The organism is Limibacter armeniacum (genome assembly GCF_036880985.1).
GTDB classification, from domain to species: Bacteria; Bacteroidota; Bacteroidia; order Cytophagales; family Flammeovirgaceae; genus Limibacter; species Limibacter armeniacum.
Window position 1 is genome coordinate 1,240,270 of sequence record NZ_JBAJNO010000009.1, and the last position, 24,008, is coordinate 1,264,277.

Below are 24,008 nucleotides of genomic sequence, written 5' to 3' on the forward strand. Positions count from 1 at the left end.
GGAAAAATCCGAGTCGGAATTACAGCCTAAAATTTTTAGCAGCCCAAACCCTGCCTTTTCAGAAGCAATGGTTTGGGCTGTCTGTTTTTTGTCTCCACAAACGGAAGCTTTTTCCTTTCCCTTATTTTTTCAAGTTTATTTCTGCTATACTCTTGATACGGTTACGCTCAAGGAAGTCATCAATCGATTCAAAATGTTCGATCACTCGCTGGTCCTTAAACTCAAACACCTTGTTGGAGAGTCCTTGCAAGAAGTCTCTATCGTGGGACACCAAAATCAGTGTACCGTCAAATGCCAACAGCGCTTCCTTCAGTACATCCTTCGACTTCAGGTCAAGGTGGTTGGTCGGTTCGTCCAAGATCAATAGGTTTACTGGCTCCAAAAGTAGCTTCACCATTGCCAGACGTGTTTTTTCCCCTCCTGACAGTACACCTACTTTTTTGTCAATATCATCACCACTGAACATAAACTGTCCAAGGATATTCTTGATCTGTGAACGGATATCTCCTTGCGCCACCTCATCTACGGTCTCGAAGATGGTCATATTCGGGTCAAGCAAAGATGCTTGGTTCTGCGCAAAGTAACCGACACTGACATTGTGCCCCAGTTCACAAGTACCTTCCACCTCAGTCTCTCCAAGGATCGATTTGATCATGGTAGACTTACCTTCACCGTTTCTACCGACAAAGGCAACCTTCTCTCCTCTCCTGATCGACATATTGGCATCCTGAAACACCACTTGGTCATCATATGCCTTGGAAACGTTGCTTACGGTGACAGGCACATCTCCCGAGCGTGGCGCAGGAGGAAAACGGAGCTTCAGTGATGAGTTGTCCACTTCATCAATCTCGATGATCTGCAACTTCTCCAGCATGCGCTCCCTTGAAGACACCTGATTGGTTTTGGAATATGTCCCCTTAAACCTTTCAATAAATGCCTTGGTATCTGCTATAAACTTTTGTTGCTCCTGATATGCCTTGAGCTGATGTTCCCTGCGCTCTTTACGCAGTTCCAGATAGTGGGAGTAATTGGCTTTGTAATCATAGATACGTCCCATCGTCACCTCTACGGTACGGTTGGTAATATTGTCGATAAAAGCTCTGTCGTGGGAGATCACCATCACGGCATTCGCCTTGTTTACCAGAAAATCTTCCAGCCAGATTACCGACTCAATATCAATATGGTTGGTTGGCTCATCCAACAGAATCAGGTCAGGTTTCTGCAACAGGATTTTGGCAAGCTCAATACGCATACGCCATCCACCACTAAACTCATTGGTCTGTCGCTGGAAGTCCTCCTGCTTAAAGCCCAATCCTTTCAGGGCTTTTTCTACCTCTGCATCATAATTGACATCTTCCAGTGCATAGTACTTCTCACCAAGGTCAGTTACCTGCTCGATGATCTTCATGTACTCCTCACTTTCGTAATCGGTTCTGGTTTCCAGCGCGTGGTTAAGCTCCTCCATTTGATCACGCATATCAAAGACGTGCTGAAAGGCTTTAGCCGTTTCTTCAAAAACAGTACAGTTGTCTTCAGTCAACAAATGCTGAGGCAGGTAAGCAATCACGGCATCCTTTGGTGCTGAAACACGACCGTTGGTAGGCTTCTGTACCCCCGCTATAATCTTCATTATGGTTGATTTTCCCGCACCGTTTTTACCCATCAGGGCAATCTTGTCGGTTGGGTTAATCACAAAAGACACCTCACTAAACAAAGTGGATCCACTAAACTCTACTCCTAAGTTATCAACTGAAATCATATGCTGTTTTTTTTAATAAGTGGGCAAAACTAAGAAAAAAAGTAAAGTACACAGTCAGTCATCGAGCTGTTCAGACATAAAGTCGCCTCAGTTTTTCAATGCGTCCAGATGTCCCGCCTGAAAATGGGCAAGACTTTCGAGCTTTAGGTTTGCCGAATCAAATTTTGAATGGTCAAATACTGACTGCTCAGGCACTACCATTGTTTTCATCCCTGCCGCCTGTGCCGCTCTCATTCCCGATGCCGAATCTTCTATCGCCAAACAGTGTGCAGGATCACTGTTCAGTTTTTGGGCTGTCGAAAGGTACACCGCCGGATGTGGCTTGCCAGCAGCCTCCTGTTCCGCAGAGGTAATTGCGCCAAAGTAATGGTCAATGCCCAGCTTTTCCAATACCATTGGCACCAGTCGGTACGGCGCATTGGTAGAAAGCCCTATACGAAAACCTTCCTGCTGAAACAGTTTCAAAATATCCTCGACACCATTCATGGGCTTTCCTACGGTCATAATCAGTTCGCCTACCCGATCTACCACAGCGTTTTCGACCTCCTCTAAAGACTTCCCTTCCCAAGGGTACTTACTGTACCAAAACTTTGTCACCTCTTCAGTAGTCATAGTGGCCGTCAAGGCTGAAAGTTCCGCAGTCACTTCTACCCCCACTGAAGAGAACACTTCCTGTTCGGCTTGTTTCCAAAGTGGTTCTGAATCTATCAGGACTCCGTCCATATCAAATATTACTGTGTCAAGCATCCGTGTATCCCGTTTGTTATTTTCAGCCTGCAAAGCTAAGGCAATTTTTGTCAAGAAAACATTCATACTCAAGTCACAAATACAAATCTTTGTTTCTGATCGTTATGGATATGTCTATATTTGGATGCCCCCATAACACTCCCTAACCTTCCGCTGTTATGGGGTATGGATTCATAGCTAAACTACTAACAACCATGAGATTTTTATTTTCACTGATCTGCATACTGGCAATTACTGCTGCTGCCTCAGCACAACAGGAAAAAAGTACCCGCTTTTTTAGTACATCTTCTAGCCAGGCCAATACCACTCCCCAAAGTCATTTCAGTCAGCCAGCCAAAACAAAGTGGCTTATCCTTAGCAGTTATGACTACCATACCGTTCCGGACTCCTTGCTCAAGATGCAAAATCTGCAGCTGCTCGATCTTTCAGACAATCACCTGACAAGTTTGCCTGACAACATTGGTACGCTGAACAAATTGGAGCGGTTGATCTTACAGTACAATCAATTGACAGATTTGCCTCCATCTATTTCCGAGATGGAAAAGCTTAAGGTTATCAATGTGGCAGATAACCAACTGAAAGAAATCCCTGAGATTCTGATCTCAATGGAAAGTCTGGAAGTATTGGACGTGGGTTATAACCAGCTGACGGAAGTAGGGGAAAATATCATGGAACTAAAGCAACTCAAAAAACTTGTGCTTTCGGGCAACCAACTAAGAAGCCTGCCTGCTGCTATCCAAAAAATGACGCACCTTCAGGAATTGTATATTGATGGCAATGATATTTCGGAAGGGGTTTACCTTGAGCTAAAAGAGGTACTAAAGGATACGAATATTATTTATTAGAGAGGAATTTAGAGACGCAGAAGGGAGCACCTCTTTTTTTAAACAACCAAGGGTTTGTATGTTTTGATACCTTGCAATTCCTCTCTCTCCTGTTCTCGATAATTATTGATGGGGTTATATAATCGGTATATTTTAATCCATAACTCACCTTAGCTTATCAATGGATTTTGTAAGAGAAAAAATCCCGAAGGGATTGAACAATAGTAGCCTTAGGCCTAAGCCTGAGGTATAAATAAATTACATTTATCCAACTCCAAAGGAGTTGAACCTATAAATCATGGAAGCGTTTAAAACATTTATTTCTACACCTGATTATTTCCCTACCTATTTTAACCATACTCTTTAGCCAAGAAAAAAGGCTTTGTCCATTACATTGAACAAAGCCTTTCTATTTTTATTTCTGTACTAATCTTTAAGCCTTAGAAGGAACTACCTCTAGTCTCCTGATCTCTGCCATAATAAAAAATAATGTTACAGCTGTAGATAACACATCTGCAGTCGGAAATGCATACCAAACTCCTTTTAAACCAAAACTCAATGGCAACAATACGATAAGAGGCAGCAGGAATATTCCCTGACGGGTGAGTGTCAGGAACAATGCAGGTCTTCCTTTACCAATGGCTTGAAAGAAGCTGGCGCCCAACATCTGAAAAGCTACCAACGGAGATGCTGCATATATAATGGTCAGTGCCAAGGCACTTTGATCTATCAGGCTATTGTCTTGTGAGAAAACTGCTACCACTTCATGTGACATCAATTGTATGACGAAAAATACGCCTATAGAAATTACCGTTCCCGCAATTATGGCAGTTTTCAGTACTGTTTTTACACGGGCTGCTTTTCTTGCGCCAAAGTTAAAGCCTGCAATTGGCAGGAAACCTTGTACCAAGCCAAACATAGGCATCAAGGAGAATGTCATCACACGCATGACAATACCATAAACGGCAACACTCAACTCTCCACCGTAACGCAATAAAAGGTTGTTGATCACAACCGTCATAACGCTGGTCACACTTTGGCGTGCAAATGAAGGAATCCCTACTGAAATAGCCTCACGATAGATGGCAAAGTCTGGCTTCAAATATTCCAGCTTAAGTGTCAGCTTGCTTTTTTTCTTTCTGAAATAGGCATTGGCATAAATCTGTGCAACAAAGTAAGAGACACTGGTCGCTGCTGCTGCTCCCTTGATCCCCCAACCAAGGGCAAAAATAAAGATCGGGTCAAGGATGATATTTGTAACCGCTGCAATCACCATCACCAACATTGCCTGACGTGGTGCGCCTTCTGCTCTCATGGCATTGTTGGCTACCATATTTTGCATCAGTACCGGAATGCCTAGCAGCGTCATGCCGTAATATTGGTGGGCTGGTTCATAAATTTCCCCTTTGGCTCCAAAAAGCGTCAGCAGGTTTTTTTCAAAAAGTAATCCCAGTGTTACGGCCAACAGCCCCAGCACTGCACTAAGAGTGATCAATGAACCGTAAGTCTTGCTAGCCTTGTCCTGATTACCTTCGCCTAATGAACGGGAGATTACTGAAGCACCTCCAACCCCTACCGACATCCCCATAGACTGGATAAGCGTTGCAATTGGCAATACAATCGCCATACCTGCAATCGCCATGGTTCCGATTCCCCTGCCGATGTAAATGGTGTCGATTATTTGGTTAAATACCATGACCATCATACCGGCCATTGCTGGAAATGACAGCTTCATCAGCAAGCTGGAGATTCTGTCGTTTCCCATATCCATATTATATCTACTCATAAATGCGTATCGTCACTTTTGGATTGTCTCACAAAATAATCCAACAATTATACGCTTTTTTCGTTTCGTTAATTCGATTCTATTAACGCAATAAGATTTATTGAGGAATAATAACTCGGTGGAAAAATCACGACCAAATTGCGTGCACTTTTGTCAACAAAGATTTAGCACCTTCAGGGAATCAAGTTATCATAACTGAATGCTTGAGGCTATCGGAGTTGAGGAAAGATGGGTTGCTCAAACCTCGGGTTATCATCCGAGGCTACTATTATTCAATTCCTTTGTTTTTTCTCTTACAGTAAACACTGTTTCCGAAGGTAACAAACCATATTAGCTCCGGAGGGCAATCAGGATTTTACAGTGTGCATTGTATCATAACCCTGAAAGGGTTGAATGGATGATGCCAATTATTTTGGACAAAAAAATCCATCCATCTTTTGCGTTAATTTGATGGATGGATTTCCAATTAGTTTTCTCCATTCTTTTTGTCAAATGGATCCACCAACTTGATCCTTGCCTTATGGATACCTGTCGGCTTCTCTACAACCATGCTCAGCACATGTCCCTTCCGCTTGTGAAGCATTTCCAATATCTGGTCGTATGAGAAGTGAACAGCGTCTACTCCATTGATGCTGATAATCCGATCTCCCTGCCTGATGCCTGCCATGGATGCCGGTGATTTTTTCCTGACTTTTGACACCTCATAAAATGGGAAGCCCGGAATAGGTGTCCTGATATCCATACCACTTAGGTTGTAGTAAAAAACATCTTTGAAATCACTGTTGGCACGCAAGTACATTTCTCCATTGGCATAATCAAACGTCACCCTGAACCTGCGTAATACTTCGCCACCAATACTTCCGTTACGTGCGGTATCCAACATGACTCCTCGCACGGCTTCTTCCTTGGGATATACCACTACAGGTTTGCGCAGCGAATACTTTGCTAACTGAAGCTCCTGTTTCTGCACCAGCTTTCCGTACATGTCTCCACTCAGCCCTACACCGAGATAGGTTTCAATTGCATCCTCAGGAGCATCTATCTCCAGAGAAGAGTTTTCAAACAGTGTTATGGCTCCGCTCGCACCTGTGTCTACCAATAGCTTCAGGTTCTTCAGATGCTCTTCCGTTCCTTTTATAGAGACATAGACAAAACATTTGCGTCCCTCAATCTTGATCGGAATTACGGTAGACTTTCTCTTTCTACGTTTCCTCATCCTACGGGCAAAGTAGTCAGGAGCATACAGCGTCAAGACACTGTTCAGGTAATCCACCTCCACCACAAAGTCCGCAAAAACATTATAGCCAATTACACCATGAATTTGCATCCCCATATTTTCAGACAAGTGATAGATGTCCCGATCAGGGAAGAGCATATCCTGATTGACGCCCATCACGCCTCCAGGCAGGCGTATAATGTTACCCCATGAATGAAAGGCATCCAGATCACCCTCTTCTCCTAACCCTCTGATTACAATGTGCCTGAGACGTTTCATATTCACACCCATTCGGGCTGCCTCTGCCTTACTACTCAGCAAAGGATATCCCACACCTGAATCAAGAATAAAGTTCAGGCTATCGGTGCCATTGATCTGTACCGGGATGACGATAAGGTTGTTGACTTTCTTGAAATGAATGCGCACCTTTTTTTGATCTGGTTCTTCAAAAGCCAGATTCTTCAGGTAGGCTTCAGAAGCCTGCGCATGGATGTTACCCGCCGACAGCAGTAGGCATAGCAACACAAGGGTTGGGTAATAGTAGTAGCAAGCAACGTACATTTTAATGACACTATTGGTTAAGGTTAGGGAGTGTTACGTCCCTGTGTTTATGGCTCTTTTCACCTTCCTTATGACAGTGGTCTTTCAGTGAGGGGTGCAAAAGCATGTTGGGTTGTTCGTTGTTTGATAATTAACAAAAAAATAGGAAATAATTCAATAAGCTATCGTTTCAACTCTCCGCTTATTATATCTTTGTAGGTTGACACCGATTCTAAAAATACGGTGCTTGACTACAGTTAATCGCCACGACCAAGCAGGGAAATTTATTTGCCTTGATGATATACCGGCAGTGGCACTGAATATAGAGCTTAGAAATATGCGGATAGATATTATTACTTGTGTTCCCAAACTACTGGAAGGTCCCTTTTCTCACTCTATCCTGAAAAGAGCTCAGGATAATGGTCTTGCAGAGATTGTGGTTCATGACCTCAGAAAATACGCCATCAACAAACACGGACAGATTGATGACTATGCATATGGGTACGGTGCCGGAATGGTCCTGATGGTAGAACCTGTAGAAAAGTGCATTACTGAGTTGCAGGCAGAACGCGACTATGATGAGATAATCTATATGACGCCTGATGGGGAAAGGTTTGAGCAGCGCATTGCCAACCAACTTTCAATGGGAGAAAACCTGATGATCCTTTGCGGACACTACAAAGGCGTAGACGACCGTATCAGGCAAAAATTTATCACCAAAGAAATCAGTATCGGTGACTACGTACTTTCAGGTGGTGAGCTTGGAGCGGCGGTTATAGCGGACGCTGTATTGCGCCTGCTTCCGGGAGTGCTCAATGATGAGACGTCTGCCCTTTCTGATTCTTTTCAGGACGACCTGCTGGCACCGCCAGTCTTTACACGTCCTGCTGAGTATGATGGTATGAATGTCCCTGAGGTATTGCTTTCAGGACACGAAGCCAAGATTGCAGAATGGCGCTTTGAGCAGTCACTTCAGCGTACCAAAGAGCGTAGACCAGACCTATACCAAAAGTTTATGGATGCGCACCCCGAAATTCCAGCAAAGAAGGGTAAGAAGAAATAAGCAACTACCTTGAACAAGGTTCGTTACACACAAAAAAGTGGTTACAGTAAAACTGTAACCACTTTTTTTATGCCCTGTGAAAACACCATTTTTTAAACTTCCGTTTAAACAGATGATTTAATGAGCACTTATATCAAATAGCAATATTTTATAATTCTTTCTTTCAAAGACAGCATATTTTTTGTAAAATTCGCCTTTTGGAATAATTGTAATAACAAACGAACATCTGAAGAAGAGCATTTTTGTTTGGTAAAACTAAAGCTGAAGCAGCTTCTAACTTTTGGTGTCGAAGACCCCTTAGTCAATGCTAAGGTCCTTATTATCTCACTATTATTTTTTGTAAACGAAAAAATTGACATTTAAATGGCTACAACTAGCAGAGGTGGTTTCTCTAACCGTCTAGGATTTATTTTAGCTGCAGCAGGTTCAGCTGTAGGATTGGGCAATATTTGGAAATTCCCTTTCGAAGTAAGTGATGGCGGTGGTGCTGCATTTGTAGTGATGTACTTGCTATTCTGTTTTATATTGTGTTTTCCGGTAATGGTGACAGAAATCGCAATCGGAAGACATACATCCAAAAATGCCGTTGGTGCATTCCATAAACTTAAAACACCTAGGTGGTCTATCATTGGTAAACTGGGCATCTTGTCCGGCACTTTGATTCTTTCCTTCTACAATGTAGTAGCAGGCTGGACATTTGGATATGCCATTGAAATTATTCAGGGCAACTTTGAGATCGGCGGTCACTTCGGGGACTTTGTTGCTGACTGGAAATATACAGGCGCTTTTGCTGTGATCTTTGCTGTCGTAACAGCAGTAATCGTTCAGAAAGGTGTTTCGTCAGGTATTGAGAAAGCATCTAAAATTCTGATGCCAACATTGTTGGTCCTGATTCTTTCACTGATGTGTTACTCCCTTACAAGGGAAGGCGCTCTGGAAGGGGTAAAGTACTACCTGATTCCAGACTTCACTAAAATCAAGCTTGACACTATTTACGGTGCATTAGGGCAGGCATTTTTCTCTCTTTCATTGGGTATGGGCGCTTTGATTACTTATGGTAGTTATGTCGGAAAAAATGACAACATCATTACCTCCGCTACATGGATCACCCTGATGGATGTAGGTATTGCCTTTATTGCAGGTCTGATGATGTTCTCTTTTATCTTCTCACAAGGTCTAGGTGGACAAGGTGGCGGAGCCGGACTTATCTTCCAGGTACTTCCGGGAGCCTTTGAAAGCTTAGGTCCTATTTTAGGAAGAGTCATTGGCGGTACTTTCTTTATCCTGCTTTCTTTTGCGGCACTTACTTCAACCGTATCATTGTTGGAAGTTCCGACAGCTTATGTAATTGATGAGTTTGGTATCAAGAGAAACAAGGCGGTAGTGATCGTAGCCTCCATTATCTTTGCTGTTGGTATTCCTTCATTGCTTTCCAATGGTGCTACAGAGTTCTTCAGCAGCTTTGTCACTTACTTCGGTGCTGATCAGGCTACCTCTTTTATGACACTTGTAGAAGACACTGCCAGTGATACCATGTTACCTTTGGGTGGTACTTTGATCAGTATCTATGGTGCTTATATCTGGAAAAAGAAAAACCTGTATGCAGAACTGACGGAGGGTAACACCAACTTCCGCTATACACTGATGGCTAAGTACATTGATTTTGCCTTAAGGTTCCTTTGCCCTATCGTATTAGGCTTTATCTTTGTCCTTACTGTACTGTCGAAATTCTTCGGTATTGTACTGATTTAAACCAATAAATAAATCAAAGGAAGGGGTAAGGAAATCATATTTCCTTACCCCTTCTTTTTTTCACGAACTATTACTTTTCACCCTTTTGTTATCTTATTACAGCATTGAATGTCTAAACATATATTATTGGCTGCAATAATGATGTAGCCATTCCACTAACTATCTATCTCTGTCCATGTGGTTTCAGGTTATCATATCCTTTTTTCTCTACCTGATCATCCTACTGACGAACATTCCTGCGTCAGCACAGACATACCTCACCCCTGACTCATTATCTACTAATCATCAGAACGCCCACTCAAACTGGTACCAACATAAAACATTTCAAGTGACAGCAGTACCACTGCTACTCACTGCCAGTGGTCTTGCCTTATGGGATTACCGAGAGGGAGTCCGTTCACTGCGAAACAGGTTTTTCAAGGATTTCAACACCAAGTTTGATGATTATCTTTTTTATGCACCGGTCATTACAGTATATGGGCTAAATGCTGTGGGCGTAAAAGGACAGAACAAGTTGGGACGGGCTACCTTAGGACTAGGGCTTAGCTATGCCATGGCTTCCCCTATAGTTGACCTCCTAAAAAATAAAACAAATGTCCAGAGACCTGGCGGTGGTGACAACTCTTTTCCTTCTTGGCATACGACACGTGCTTTTATTGCAGCAACTTTTTTGCATAAGGAATATGGACATAGGAGTCCATGGTACAGTGTAGCCGGATATACAGTAGCGACAACCACTGGCGCGCTACGTTCACTGAACAATGCCCATTGGATTTCAGATGTTCTGGTGGGAGCAGGCATCGGCATTTTCACTACAGAGCTTAGCTACCAGCTGTTAGACTGGGTACTCAAAGATAAGTGGCAAAACAAATTACCGCAGAATGCTTACCAATACCAGAAAGGAAAACCACACTTCATTTCCATTCACCTTGGCTATACCCTTCCGTTGGATGACCTTGATATTACTTACAATGAACTTGTCAATGGAGAGGGTGCTTCCATGAAAAACGGAATGATGCTTGGATTGGAAGGCGCCTATTTTATCACAGACCGCTGGGGGATTGGAGGAAGCTTCTCTGTCAGGGCATTTAACTTCGACACAGAGCCTTTTCCCAATGAAGGAATTACAGATGAAATGTTGCAGGTTACTGCGGAAGCCTACGGCGTACGGTCTGTAATGGTTGGGCCATACTATACCCTACCTGTTTCGGATAAACTGGCGGTGGTGTTTAAATCAAACTTTGGTTGGTCTAGCCACGCAGTCGGTAAAATCAACCTAGAGCGCCTTAGCCCTACCAGTACTGTACAACAAAGTTCTCCACTACTCAAATATATTCCTGAAGATGCTTTCAGTTTTAGTACTGGTGCTATCCTAAGACAAATGGTCAGCCAAAATATTGCGTTGCATCTTGCACTTGAATACTTCCACTCCAATCAAAAAATTCGCATTATATCCACGTCATCTCTCGCTCAAGGAGATGCTATCCCTCTAAATATTGTTTATCATAAAAAGAATCCGCTTGATGTTTTTACATTGAGTACAGGGATTTCTCTTATGTTATGGTAAGACTCCTGATAACAATATGGCTCCTAATAATGGGCATGGTTACACTATGCCAAGGACAGTATGTAAATGAGGACGCTACAAACAATCACAAAAACAAACAGAAAATTATTCTTCCGGTTATTCTTTTCAAATCGGAAACAGGTCTAGCATTAGGGGCTTCAGGAAGAGTGTTTTTTCTTGACATGCCCAACCAATACAACCAACGGTTCTCTACCCTAAGTGCTGCTGCCATGTACACCACAAAAGGACAGATACGACTCGGCGCTTCATCGCAGCTCTTCTTAAAGGGAGGAGATTATCAAATAGATTTAAAAATCAGGTACAGAAACCTCCCCTCTTCTTTTTGGGGAGTGGGGCGCAACACACCTGACATACAGGAAGAGTTGTACACCATGAACAGCTACCAATTTGAATTCTCTTTGCAGAAACGTGTTGAGGAATTCCTTTATGCTGGTATTGAATATATTTTCCATCAATATACCGTCACAGAAAAAGACCCTGCCGGACTACTGGTACAGGAAACCGTTACGGGAAATAGCCAAGCCCAGATCAGTGGGATTGGAGCCATGCTTACTTACGACTCACGTGACACGGACATTGATCCTCAATACGGTACTTACGCAAGGCTTGCTGTCCGAGTATTCAATGATGACTTCGGTAACCTGACCAGCTTTTATAAGTACATGACAGACTTTCGCCATTACATGAGGCTTGGAGGCAAAAGTTTGTTGGCTATGCAGTTCAAGACAGAATTCACAGCAGGTAATCCACCTTTCCAACAGATGGCATGGTATGGAGGAGAAGAGAATGGCAGGGGATATACGTACGGTAGATACATTGACCGGCACCTGTATTTACTTCAACTGGAATTTCGCTACCGCATTTTGCCAAGGTGGGGCATTGCTGTATTTGGTACAGGAGGAGAAGTGAACAAAGAAATAACCTCCTTGTTCCAGCACATTACGCCTAGTGCTGGCGCTGGCATAAGGTTTCAGATCAGAAAAGACAACCCTACCCTACTGCGTACAGACTTCGGGATTGGGGCTAGAGGCAATATGGGATTCTACTTTGGCATTAATCAGGTCTTCTAAAGAAGCTAAGTGCTGTCATTTATTAAGAGCAAGAAAAAATTTTGAATAAAAATTCAATTATTTTCAGTTAGCCGCAAACTGACATAATATTCCTCAAATGGCGTAAAAGTCAGAATTTTAACAACCCACAAATAATGTTTTAACCTTTTCCTTATCACATAAAGTGCAAAATTCAGACACCATTTATACACCAACAATTGTTAAGCTTTATAATCTATTATATAAATAATTTGACAGGTCTTAGATTCTCCTTAAATTTGTCCGGCAAATAAGGTAACTAAATTATTTGCTATCAATGTCAGTAGATCCATCAAAAGTACTGTATGAGGCGCTTACTTACGACGACGTATTGTTGCGCCCAGCTTATTCAGAAGTCCTTCCTAGAGATACGGATACTTCTACCTACCTCACGAAAAACATCAAGCTAAATATTCCGCTTGTATCCGCTGCTATGGATACAGTTACCGAGGCTGAATTGGCAATTGCCATCGCCAACGAAGGTGGTTTAGGCTTTATCCACAAAAACATGTCTATCGAGGCCCAAGCTGCTCAAGTTCGCAAAGTAAAGCGTTCACAAAGCGGTATGATCCTTGACCCTGTAACATTGGATCCTAACAAAACTCTGTCGGATGCAAACGCGCTGATGAGAGAATACAAGATCGGTGGTATTCCGGTAGTAGATGATGAAGGAATTCTGGTGGGTATCCTGACTAACAGAGATCTGAGATTCCAAAAGGATCTGTACAGACCTGTTAGAGACATCATGACAAAGGAGAACCTTATTACAGCACATGATGGCATAACACTGGCTCAAGCTGAAGAAATTCTGCAAGAGTACAAGATTGAGAAACTTCCTATCGTAAGTAAGTCCAACAAGCTGATCGGACTGATTACATATAAAGATATCCTGAAGAACAAGAACAGACCTAACGCTTGTAAGGACCAATACGGTCGTTTGAGAGTAGGTGCTGCTGTAGGTATCACTGGCGACATGATGGAGCGTGTAGAGCAGCTGAAAAACGCTGGTGTAGACGTGATCACGCTTGATACTGCTCACGGACACTCTAAAGGAGTAATTGATGCGCTGAAGCGTGTAAAAGAAACTTATCCTGACTTGGACGTAGTAGTAGGTAACATTGCTACTGCTGAAGCTGCAATTGCATTGGCTGATGCTGGTGCTGACTGTATCAAGGTAGGTGTAGGTCCTGGTTCTATCTGTACAACACGTGTAATTGCCGGTGTAGGTGTACCTCAGCTTTCAGCTGTATTCGAGGCTGCACAAGCACTGAAAGACCGTAATGTTCCATTTATTGCTGACGGTGGTATCCGTTTCTCTGGCGACCTTGTAAAGGCTATCGCTGGTGGTGCTAACGTAGTCATGATCGGTTCACTACTTGCGGGTACTGAAGAGGCTCCAGGTGAAATGATTATTTACGAAGGACGTAAATTCAAGTCATACAGAGGTATGGGTTCTGTTGAAGCAATGGACAAAGGTTCTAAAGACCGTTACTTCCAGGATGCTGAAGATGACATCAAGAAACTGGTTCCTGAAGGAATTTCTGGACGTGTACCTTACAAAGGACGTGTTGAGGAAGTACTTTACCAAATGACTGGTGGTCTGAAAGCTGGTATGGGTTACTGTGGTGCTAATTCAATTGAGCAACTTCAGCAAGCTAAATTTGTGAAGATTACAGGTGCTGGTGTAAGAGAATCTCACCCACATGATGTAACCATCACAAGAGAGGCTCCTAACTACTCAACTAGATAATATATAAGCAAGGGATTTCTCCTGTCGCTTATTGAAAAGAGGTTAACTTTGAACCTTGACATAAATGAGAAACGAAAGCCCCACGGGATTCCCTCCCGGGGGCTTTTTGTTATTAGTGCTTTTCTGAACCTATTTCCTGCTTGACCAAAGCATCCAGCCTATTTACGTCTGCAATATCCTTCACAATTCTATATTCCCTGTAAAGTCCCAATATAGGGGTTTGCAATAAGTCTGGATTCTTCACCAACACTGTCAGGACTTCACTTTCTGTAATATCATCAAAAGAGACTCCTTTTTCTTTGGCTTTCCCTTTTGCTACCAATTGGTGAACAGGAACTTTAAGCCCTGTCGCAATCTCTGCCAGTTGTTGTTCTGTCAAAGGAGTCTTAACTATATCCAATTGGTGAAACTTTGTTTTAGAAGCATTCAGGTATCCAAGCAGTTTCTTGTCGTGTTGCTCACTTCCATTATAGATAAAAGTAAACTTATGTGATTTTAGCGATTCCATAGTTGTTCGTTTTTGGTGATGCTTTATAAAGTGACAAAACCAAGCCACCTCCAACAAACATGAATTAAGAAGGGGTACAGCTGTTAACTTGTGGAAAAGATGCTACAAGCTTGGGGAGAGATTTACTCGAATGCACAAAAAAAGCCACCTGCATAAACAGGTGGCTATCTGTATTCTTATATAGCTGACTTAGTTGCTTGAAGACTGATCTGCCTGCTTACCGATTCTGTTCAGTGCCATATCAGAGATGGTATCTCCAATCGACAAAGAAGAAGTCGCTGCTGGTGATGGCGCATTCAGTACATTGATCATACGCTCGTTCTCCACAAACATAAAATCATCAATCAGTCCGCCATCTTTATCACATGCTTGTGCCCTAACGCCTGCACCACCAGGTTTAAGGTCAGACTGCTTAATGTCTGGCAACAATCTTTGCAATGCTTTTGTAAAGGCTGCCTTTGAGTAAGAACGGTAGAATTCGCCCAACCCGGTCACCCAGTACTTGGAAGCTACTTTTCGGAACCCTTTCCAAGAAATGGATTCGAAGAACTCTCCTACATTGACATTACCTTTCTTATAGCCTTCACGCTGATAAGCCAACACTGCATTTGGTCCTGCCTCTACCCCTCCGTTAATCATGCGGGTAAAGTGTACCCCCAAGAATGGGAATGCCGGATCTGGCACAGGATAGATCAAGTTCTTTACCAAATGCTGCTTATTCTTGTTCAGCTCAAAGTATTCACCCCTGAACGGAATAATTTTCACATCCAGCTTCTTATTTACCATAGAGGCAATCTTGTCCGAGTAAAGTCCCGCACAGTTGATTACCAAACGGCTACGAAGCACTTGTTTATCCGTAATCGTTTCCGCAGCTACACTACCTAATCGGATATCCGTTACTGCTTCACCCAAGAACAGTTTGCCTTCATACCTTTCAGTAAATATTTCGGCATACTTTTCTGTTACCTGCTTATAATCTATAATACCAGTATAAGGCACGTGTAACCCTGCAATGCCATTGCAGTAAGGCTCGTAACGTTTAATTTCCTCTTTGGTGATCTTTCTGATCTTGGTCAGCCCGTTTGCAATACCTCTCTTGTAAAGCTCGTTCATGCGCTCAAGCTCTACCTTGTCGGTTGCTACTACGATCTTACCACACAAGTCATACGGAATACCTTCCTTGTCACAAAACTCCAACAGCATATTGTAGCCGTTGATACAGTTACGTGCTTTAAGACTTCCCGGCTTGTAATAAAGTCCGGAATGAATCACTCCACTGTTATTGCCGGTCTGGTGCATGGCTACCTGCTTCTCCTTCTCCACAACAGCTACCTTCAGGTCAGGATATTTTTCCTTCAGCTTCAAGGCAGTTGCCAAACCTACAATACCGGCTCCTATGATTACTATATCGTATGTCATGGTCTATATTTTACGCCATAAGTGGCAAGCTCCAATACACAAATTGCATTGAACGCTTGCCACTCCAGATCATATACTATCGCTTTATACTTTTGCCTCTTCCTTGAAGAAATCAACAAATGCTTTCACTTCCATAGTACCGAGGTCACCTTCACCTTTTCTTCTTACAGAAACAGCTTTGCTTTCCTCTTCTTTTTCTCCAACGATTAGCATGAAAGGTACTTTCTGCACTTCCGCATCACGGATCTTACGACCGATCTTCTCGTTTCTGTCGTCTACATACCCTTCAATATCATTTTCCTGTAGCATAAAGGCTACTTCCTGTGCATAATCATTGTATTTGTCCGATACCGGCAATACCACAAACTGCTCAGGAGACAACCACAATGGGAAGTTACCACCTGTATGTTCAATCAGGATGGCAATAAATCTTTCCAATGAACCGAAAGGTGCACGGTGAATCATTACCGGACGTTTCATTGTATTGTCAGAGTCTTTGTATTCCAGCTCAAAACGGTTTGGCAATTGGTAGTCTACCTGAATGGTACCAAGCTGCCAGCTTCTGCCTAGGGCATCACGCACCATAAAGTCAAGTTTAGGACCATAGAATGCCGCCTCACCATATTCGATGATTGTATTCAGTCCTTTCTCTTTTGCTACTTCCTGGATGTTACGTTCTGCTTCTTCCCATAGGTTTTCATCACCGATATATTTCGATCTGTCTTCTAGGTCACGAAGCGACACCTGTGCTACATAGTCTTCAAAGCCCAATGACTTGAATACATACAGTACAAGGTCAATCACTTTTGCAAACTCTTCTTTCACCTGATCCGGACGGCAGAAGATGTGTGCATCATCCTGTGTAAAGCTTCTTACCCTTGTCAGGCCATGAAGTTCGCCACTCTGCTCATAACGGTACACTGTACCAAACTCAGCCATACGGATTGGAAGGTCACGGTAAGAACGAGGTCTCGACTTGTAGATCTCACAGTGGTGAGGGCAGTTCATCGGCTTCAGCAAGTACTCTTCCCCTTCGTTTGGTGTATGAATAGGCTGGAACGAGTCTTCTCCATATTTGGCATAGTGACCTGAAGTCACGTACAGCTCTTTACCTCCAATGTGTGGTGTTACTACAGGAAGGTATCCTAGACGTGTTTGCGCCTTTTTAAGGAATGCTGTCAATCTTTCTCTCAATACAGTACCTTTTGGCAACCACATTGGAAGACCTTGACCAACTTTCTGAGAGAAAGTAAACAGATCCAGTTCCTGACCTAGTTTTCTGTGGTCACGTTTTTTCGCTTCCTCCAGTCTCTCCAAGTACTCATCCAGTTCTTTCTTCTTAGGGAATGTAATACCGTAGATACGTGTAAGCATCTTATTCTTCTCATCCCCTCTCCAGTATGCACCCGCTACACTCATCAGTTTCACTGACTTGATAAAGCCTGTGTTCGGAATATGAGGTCCACGGCAAAGGTCTGTAAAGTTACCTTGGTGGTAGAAAGTGATAGAGCCATCTTCCAGACCACTCAACAGGTCCAGCTTGTACTCGTCACCTTTTTCCTCATAGTATTTTACTGCATCAGATTTTGAAATTTCCTGACGCTTATATTCATTCTTTTGTTTAGCCAGTTCAGCCATCTTAGCTTCTACTTTCGGCAAGTCCTCAGAAGAGAACTCATGGTCACCAAAGTCTACATCGTAGTAGAAACCATTTTCGATCGCAGGCCCAATACCTAGTTTTACGCCTGGATACAATGCTTCCAGCGCTTCAGCCAGCAGGTGAGCCGATGAGTGCCAATACGTAGACTTACCATCAGCGTCATTCCACGTCAACAACTTCAAGTTGCTTTCCGTAGGCAGTGAGCGGGTAGCATCCCAAACCTCTCCATTTACTTCTGCTGCCAGAACGTTTCTGGCCAATCCTTCGCTGATACTTTTTGCTACGTCGAGGGCTGATGCTCCCTGTTCGTATTCTCTTACCGAATTATCGGGCAAAGTTACCTTGATCATTTGTGTTTTGCTTTTTACGTTAATAAGACCGCTGCTTACGAATGCAGCGTTATCCTCAGTGCCATTACACAACAACGGTGTAATGACTGAATGGCTGAATGACATTTGGGGAAACCTTTTGCCAAGACATCAGGCTCTTTAAAGTCACTCAGCCATTTTTCGAATGTGTACATTTGGATATCGTCTGTACTTTCAAAGTACAATTTTAGAATTTTATCAAGAAGATTAAAAATACAGACGCATCATTTGGGAAATTTTTAGGAATAAAAAAAGAGGCAGTATCCAACTGCCTCTTCTCTGTATATCATTTACTTAATCGTTAGCTCAATCCTTGTAAAGGAAATAAACTACTCGTTCAAGATCTGTATCTGTTTTATAAACGGTGTAGTCAACTCTAGAAAAGCCCGTTTTGCTTGCAAAATTTTCGATATCATCTAAAGAAGTAAAGTAGGCATTGAGTGTCCCCCACTCTGTCTCAAACTTTATCTTCTTGCTACTACTGTCTTCTACATTACCTAGCTTCTTGATTTCTTGATACGGAGCCTCAATTACCAAAACTCCTCCATCTACCAAGCTTCTACTGCATTCAGCAATACAGTTCAGTTGCTCTTCCGCAGTGAGCTCCAAAATACCTGACCACAGCCAGAGTACGGCTCCCACTTTGCGAGGTAGCTCAAAGCGATAGTCACGGATATCGAGTTCCTCAACAGTCACACTCCCCTTGTAGCGTTCATTCATGTAGTTGACAAACTGTGGAATACGCTCTACTCCTGTAATTTTACCTTTGTAGCCTTTCTCCAAGATAAAATCCAAAGCACGACCATAACCTGGCCCTAACTCCACAATCTCTTCTGCATCTTTGATTCTAGGATATATAATGTCAATATCCTTTCCGGTATGCAAACCTATAACATTGGCAAAGTACTGGAACTTTTCTAAAGTGATGTTTTCGTAGAATGAGAAGTTCCCATCTTTTTGGAGTGAATAATCTGGCGTGCCCGGCATAGTCTAAAATGGTCTTTTATTGGAGGTCGTAAAACGGTATTATATTATTCTCAGAAGATATTATCCCCATTATGGAATAACAATAAGTACAATTAATGTTATTAACAAGATAGCCTTGAAAGTAATATTATTATATATATAATGCAAAATGCCCATGCCAAATTGTATCAGCATGGGCATTTTGTTAATAGCAGAGGAAATTCTTACATATTGTCTACGATTTCCTGACCGAACTCAGAACACTTCAGCAGTGTTGCTCCTTCCATCAGACGCTCGAAGTCATAAGTAACTCTTTTCTTAGAGATCGCAGTCTCAAGACCTTTGTAGATCAAGTCTGCAGCCTCTTGCCATCCCATATGCTCCAGCATCAGTGCACCTGAAAGGATTACTGAACCTGGGTTTACTTTATCCAAACCTGCATACTTAGGAGCTGTACCGTGAGTAGCTTCAAAGATTGCGTGACCAGTTACGTAGTTGATGTTTGCACCTGGAGCAATACCGATACCACCAACGATTGCAGCCAATGCATCAGAAATGTAATCGCCATTCAAGTTCAAAGTAGCGATTACTGAGTACTCAGCCGGACGAGTCAGGATCTGCTGCAAGAATGCATCTGCAATTGAATCCTTCACCAAGATTTTACCAGCTGCCAAAGCTTCGTCTTGAGCCTTGTCTGCTGCTTCTTTACCTTGCTCAGCTGCGATTCTATCGTATTGTGCCCAAGTAAATACTTTGTCACCGTACTCTCTTTCAGCCAATTCGTAACCCCACTCTTTGAATTTACCTTCTGTAAATTTCATGATGTTACCTTTGTGCACCAATGTCACTGAAGGTTTGTTGTGCAGAATAGCATACTCAATAGCACCTCTTACCAATCTCTCAGTACCTTCAACTGACACAGGCTTGATACCGATTGATGAAGACTCAGGGAAACGGATTTTGTTTACGCCCATTTCCTCTTTAAGGAACTTCTTCACTTTGTCTGCTTCTTCAGTACCCGCCAAGTACTCGATACCTGCATAGATATCCTCAGTGTTTTCACGGAAGATAACCATATCTGTCAGCTCTGGCTTCTTAACTGGAGAAGGAACACCTGTAAAGTATCTTACCGGACGAACACAAGCGTACAGGTCAAGAATCTGTCTCAGTGCTACGTTCAGTGATCTGATACCACCACCTACAGGAGTAGTCAGAGGACCTTTGATACCTACCAAGTATTCTTTGAACACGTCAAGTGTTTCTTGAGGAAGCCACTCACCTGTTTGGTTGAAAGCTTTCTCACCAGCCAATACTTCTTTCCACTCGATTTTACGCTCACCATTGTAAGCTTTTGCTACTGCTGCATCAAATACCAACTGAGATGCTGCCCAAATATCTGGACCAGTACCGTCACCTTCAATGAAAGGAACAACTGGAATATTAGGTACATTAAGCTTACCGTTTTCGATCGTGATTTTTTGTCCGCTCATGGTCTAATTTATAGTGCTTATTCAAGGTTTGAAAAAAAATTTCTTAAGCTGTCTTTCCTACCGCCAGAAGAGTCTTTTTCACCTAACCTTTATATTCATGGATGCTTCGAAAAGCCTACTGAAAATTCTAAAAGTGGCTGATAGTATGGAGGTCTTCTTCTCGAAACTGTAAAAAAATTTACAGCTCAATATCGTTGAACGACAAGGTGTGTCCGCTGATATCACTACCTAATTAAAGGATGCGGTATTCATTAACGAACGCAAATATATGCGTAAGTCACAAAACACAAAATAAACCTTTGCTAAAAATGCAGTTCAAATCAGAATATATTCACCAATCTGTAATAATCCATCATGGTTTTACGAAAGGCTTCCCGCTCATTTTCAGCATCAAGAATTGGTATTTCCTGTCCATCTTCTACAAAATAAAAAGACCGCTGTTCTATTAGTCCATTATATATTTCAGTGAGAAAACTAAACTGCTCGTGCACATTACCTTGCTCATATTCATATATCCCTTCTGATTTACCATCATTGCTTTCCCATTTCAGTTTTATGCCTTTAGTTACATCAATCTTTTTACTAGGTTCAAGCATTAGATAAACCGCATCTATTTTCGGATCCTGAACGATACAAAGGTTCAACAGCAATTGGTCGTCATCTGTGATCCGCTCATTTATTCTGTAAAACAGCCTATCGGTATTCTTATCCTCCTCTATATCATAAGACAGCTTTCTAACATTATTAAAGAACATCTTTGACTGCTCTGTTGTTTTGAAATCCACTTCAATATTAGGATCTACTTTTTTTTCTTTATCAACATTACAGGCTCCGACAACTCCCAAAAGGCAAACACATACTAAGCCTATGGCAAGTGATTTTATTTTCCTCATCTTCACTTCTGATTTTCTGGCAATTCATTTATTTAAGCACCAACCTTTCTAGGTGCCCTCTCAACTCCAACGCTCTCTTTCTTACTATCTGTGTTTTTTCTGAAGAGATAATCAACATTCCTGAAGTTCCTTTATTTTTATAGTAATAATGATTAAACTCAAGTTGAGCCTCCATCATCTTTCTCCATAAGGTCTGCTGTTCCTGTAACATTCTTTGCCCTTCCCTGTCCATTTGTTTGAACAACAGATCATAGTTCTTCTCCATTTCTGTAGTCCAAAGTTCAAAGCCTTTCATGTCACACTCCAAAACTCCCAAATTGGATGAGTTTTCCTGCTTGCACTTCATGATCATTGTATCAATTGGGTAGGTTTGTCCAAAAGCTGTAAAAGTGTACAGCACTATCGATAAGGTTAATAGTAAGGTATTAGGTTTCATGTGATAGTAGGTTGTGGGTTATTGTTTGATCTTTATACTACAATATAAATATATATAGCCTAAATCAGACTTCGTAGCACCCCTTTATCATTCAATTACAAGTTCATACAAATAAAAAATCCCTTAGATAAATTCATATCTAAGGGATTTTTCAGTCTTTATGTGTAGTACACTAGTGCTTTGCCACTAGCCTCTCCTTAAACCTTTTCAATTGTCTTCTTAAAGACTCCGATGCTTCATCACAGGCTGCTTCAAAACTTGTATTGTGTTTTTTGGCAATTAGTTGGTCACCCGGGATATTCAGTTTAATTTCCACTACTTTGTTTTCGCGACTATTCTCACTGCTCTTGTCCAATCTCAGGTAGACTTCTCCGTCTACAAATCTGTCATAAAATGTTTCCAGCTTGTCCACTTTTCTTTGAATAAAATCGATAAGCTTTTGGTCTGCAGTGAAGTGGATTGAATGAATATCTAATTTCATATTTCGTGAATTTTTGAGTTGAAGAAAAAAATTCCCGTGAAACCGTCATCCCAGAAGGCGTCTCCTCCCTTGTCCGGCTATAATTATATTTGATCTAATCGTTCTATTGAAGCTTCATTAAGAGTATTTGATCTGTGTGTATTTTACGTTGATAATAATTAATTGGTTAACCAGAATTCTTATGATAAGATACGAATACAACACATTTAAGTTCTCTAAATCCTAATAAAAATTACTAAAATTCAATATTTAATTTTTATCTACCTCATTTTCACCTGATTTCGGATGTGCTTGAATGAAAACTTTTTTTAGCCGTTCAAGTGACTGTTGAGTGTATACTTGTGTAGCTGCTAAATTTGCATGTCCCATAAGTTCTTTGATATCATTCAGGGCAGCGCCCTCATTAAGGAGGTGTGTAGCAAAGGTGTGTCTAAGTGTGTGAGGGCTTTTTTTATCAACATTGTTAGTGTAGGATAAATGTTTTTCGACAATACGATAAATAAGCATAGGGTATGCAGGAGTTCCAGATTTTGTCACAATCAAGTAATCATGATCCACAATAGGCCTACTGTTTAAATATAAGGAAAAAATCTCACAGAGCGTATCATTACAAGGAATTAATCGCTGCTTATTCCTTTTACCTGTAACCTTAATCACCTTCTGCTGTAAGTCTACATGGACACACTTCAATGACAGTAGCTCCGCCTGTCTTATACCTGTACCATATAGCAACTCCAAGACCATCCGGTCTCTTATCCCATTAAAATCACTTTCAAACCGACTTGAGTCCAACACACTATCCATCTCTTCCATCTTTATAAATGACGGTAACTTTTTACCTGTCTTTAGAGACTGAAGCTTTTGAGCTGGATTATCTGCTGTATATTCCTTCTGCTTCAAAAACCTGTAGAAAGTTTTCAGTGTGGCTACCTTTCGGTTAACAGAACGTTCAGAAACTCCTTCATCTAACAGAGCTAATACCCAACCTCTCATATGCCTGTACGTTACTTGTTCAATCTCTAACTCACCATATTTACTGCTTATGAATACTCCAAATTGACTGAGGTCTGTCTCATATGCCTTGATTGTATGCTTACTCACCCTTTTTTGGTAAGTCAAATAATCATAGAATTCCGTTAGCTTATCCATATTATGATGATAGGATTAAAAAATTTTCTCTAAAAAGACAGGAAAAACATATACATAGGTTAGCAATAATCAAAAAAATCGCATAGAAAAAGCCCGGATTCGTTCACGAACCCGGGCTTCTCAAGAGTAAAATCTCTAAATAGAGAACTACTAGAAGTTTTGCTCAGCGTAAAGCTTTTGCTTGTAAGCAGCTTTCATCTTTGCGTTTCTTTTCGCAATAGAAGGCTTCTCAAAGTAAGCTCTGTTTCTGATTTCTCTAAGAACTTTAGTTCTTTCGAACTTCTTCTTAAATCTCTTCAGTGCTCTATCTATTGATTCGTTGTCTTTTACGTTAATAACAATCATTATTTCCCTCCTTTAGAATTAAGATTTTACGGACTGCAAAGATAATGAATGAGAGTATAAATGGAAATATTTAACCGAAAGATTTAGAGTGTATTTCAAAAATACATTACATAAGCCTTTTTACAGTGGCTGAACTGTTTAAAATCACCTATAATCTTACCTCAGGATTTAAAGCTTCTC

20 protein-coding genes are annotated in these 24,008 nt (G+C 41.7%); 6 read left to right on the forward strand and 14 right to left on the reverse strand.

Features of this window, described 5'->3' with window-relative positions; all coding sequences use genetic code 11:
• Positions 1-121 precede the first annotated feature (121 nt).
• Positions 122-1,759 (reverse strand): ribosomal protection-like ABC-F family protein, encoded by a 1,638-nt coding sequence (gene abc-f, locus V6R21_RS22820; protein WP_334245854.1) that lies wholly within the window; start codon positions 1,757-1,759, stop codon positions 122-124.
• A gap of 87 nt (positions 1,760-1,846) precedes the next feature.
• A complete protein-coding gene (gene hxpB / locus V6R21_RS22825; protein WP_334245855.1) occupies positions 1,847-2,506 on the reverse strand; it encodes a hexitol phosphatase HxpB in 660 nt (219 codons plus the stop codon).
• 194 nt (positions 2,507-2,700) lie between these two features.
• Between hxpB and V6R21_RS22830 the strand changes: the two genes are divergently transcribed.
• On the forward strand, positions 2,701-3,351 hold the full coding sequence (locus V6R21_RS22830; RefSeq protein WP_334245856.1) for a leucine-rich repeat domain-containing protein: 651 nt from the start codon (positions 2,701-2,703) through the stop codon (positions 3,349-3,351).
• A 412-nt stretch (positions 3,352-3,763) separates the two neighbouring features.
• Here V6R21_RS22830 and V6R21_RS22835 read toward each other — a convergent pair whose 3' ends face one another.
• Together V6R21_RS22835 and V6R21_RS22840 are read right to left on the reverse strand one after the other, a co-directional pair.
• Entirely contained in the window at positions 3,764-5,116 is a 1,353-nt protein-coding gene (locus V6R21_RS22835) for an MATE family efflux transporter (RefSeq protein ID WP_334245857.1), read from the reverse strand.
• A gap of 466 nt (positions 5,117-5,582) precedes the next feature.
• Positions 5,583-6,893 (reverse strand): PDZ domain-containing protein, encoded by a 1,311-nt coding sequence (locus tag V6R21_RS22840; RefSeq protein ID WP_334245858.1) that lies wholly within the window; start codon positions 6,891-6,893, stop codon positions 5,583-5,585.
• Positions 6,894-7,209: 316 nt separating this feature from the next.
• Between V6R21_RS22840 and trmD the strand changes: the two genes are divergently transcribed.
• The 5 genes from trmD to guaB all read left to right on the forward strand — a co-directional run bounded on the left by trmD (position 7,210) and on the right by guaB (position 14,113).
• On the forward strand, positions 7,210-7,935 hold the full coding sequence (gene trmD, locus V6R21_RS22845) for a tRNA (guanosine(37)-N1)-methyltransferase TrmD (protein ID WP_334247597.1): 726 nt from the start codon (positions 7,210-7,212) through the stop codon (positions 7,933-7,935).
• Between the two features lie 363 nt (positions 7,936-8,298).
• Complete coding sequence (locus V6R21_RS22850; RefSeq protein ID WP_334245859.1) at positions 8,299-9,687, forward strand: sodium-dependent transporter; 1,389 nt, start codon at positions 8,299-8,301, stop codon at positions 9,685-9,687.
• A 175-nt stretch (positions 9,688-9,862) separates the two neighbouring features.
• Positions 9,863-11,254, forward strand: a complete 1,392-nt coding sequence (locus tag V6R21_RS22855) for a phosphatase PAP2 family protein (protein WP_334245860.1) — start codon at positions 9,863-9,865, stop codon at positions 11,252-11,254.
• Positions 11,255-11,289: 35 nt separating this feature from the next.
• Positions 11,290-12,345: a BamA/TamA family outer membrane protein gene (locus V6R21_RS22860; protein WP_334245861.1), complete on the forward strand. Its 1,056-nt coding sequence runs from the start codon at positions 11,290-11,292 to the stop codon at positions 12,343-12,345.
• A gap of 295 nt (positions 12,346-12,640) precedes the next feature.
• Positions 12,641-14,113, forward strand: a complete 1,473-nt coding sequence (gene guaB / locus V6R21_RS22865; RefSeq protein ID WP_334245862.1) for an IMP dehydrogenase — start codon at positions 12,641-12,643, stop codon at positions 14,111-14,113.
• 112 nt (positions 14,114-14,225) lie between these two features.
• Here guaB and V6R21_RS22870 read toward each other — a convergent pair whose 3' ends face one another.
• The 10 genes from V6R21_RS22870 to rpsU all read right to left on the reverse strand — a co-directional run bounded on the left by V6R21_RS22870 (position 14,226) and on the right by rpsU (position 23,828).
• Entirely contained in the window at positions 14,226-14,621 is a 396-nt protein-coding gene (locus V6R21_RS22870; protein WP_334245863.1) for an arsenate reductase family protein, read from the reverse strand.
• Positions 14,622-14,810: 189 nt separating this feature from the next.
• Positions 14,811-16,040 (reverse strand): L-2-hydroxyglutarate oxidase, encoded by a 1,230-nt coding sequence (gene lhgO, locus V6R21_RS22875; protein WP_334245864.1) that lies wholly within the window; start codon positions 16,038-16,040, stop codon positions 14,811-14,813.
• A gap of 84 nt (positions 16,041-16,124) precedes the next feature.
• Positions 16,125-18,050: a threonine--tRNA ligase gene (gene thrS, locus V6R21_RS22880; RefSeq protein WP_334245865.1), complete on the reverse strand. Its 1,926-nt coding sequence runs from the start codon at positions 18,048-18,050 to the stop codon at positions 16,125-16,127.
• A gap of 324 nt (positions 18,051-18,374) precedes the next feature.
• Entirely contained in the window at positions 18,375-19,055 is a 681-nt protein-coding gene (locus tag V6R21_RS22885) for a class I SAM-dependent methyltransferase (protein ID WP_334245866.1), read from the reverse strand.
• Between the two features lie 203 nt (positions 19,056-19,258).
• On the reverse strand, positions 19,259-20,524 hold the full coding sequence (gene icd, locus V6R21_RS22890) for an NADP-dependent isocitrate dehydrogenase (protein ID WP_334245867.1): 1,266 nt from the start codon (positions 20,522-20,524) through the stop codon (positions 19,259-19,261).
• Between the two features lie 320 nt (positions 20,525-20,844).
• Complete coding sequence (locus tag V6R21_RS22895) at positions 20,845-21,417, reverse strand: hypothetical protein (protein WP_334245868.1); 573 nt, start codon at positions 21,415-21,417, stop codon at positions 20,845-20,847.
• Between the two features lie 28 nt (positions 21,418-21,445).
• Positions 21,446-21,853, reverse strand: a complete 408-nt coding sequence (locus tag V6R21_RS22900) for a lysozyme inhibitor LprI family protein (protein WP_334245869.1) — start codon at positions 21,851-21,853, stop codon at positions 21,446-21,448.
• Positions 21,854-22,025: 172 nt separating this feature from the next.
• On the reverse strand, positions 22,026-22,334 hold the full coding sequence (gene hpf, locus V6R21_RS22905; RefSeq protein WP_334245870.1) for a ribosome hibernation-promoting factor, HPF/YfiA family: 309 nt from the start codon (positions 22,332-22,334) through the stop codon (positions 22,026-22,028).
• Positions 22,335-22,583: 249 nt separating this feature from the next.
• Positions 22,584-23,483: a tyrosine-type recombinase/integrase gene (locus tag V6R21_RS22910; RefSeq protein ID WP_334245871.1), complete on the reverse strand. Its 900-nt coding sequence runs from the start codon at positions 23,481-23,483 to the stop codon at positions 22,584-22,586.
• 150 nt (positions 23,484-23,633) lie between these two features.
• A complete protein-coding gene (rpsU, locus tag V6R21_RS22915; RefSeq protein WP_334245872.1) occupies positions 23,634-23,828 on the reverse strand; it encodes a 30S ribosomal protein S21 in 195 nt (64 codons plus the stop codon).
• Positions 23,829-24,008: the final 180 nt, after the last annotated feature.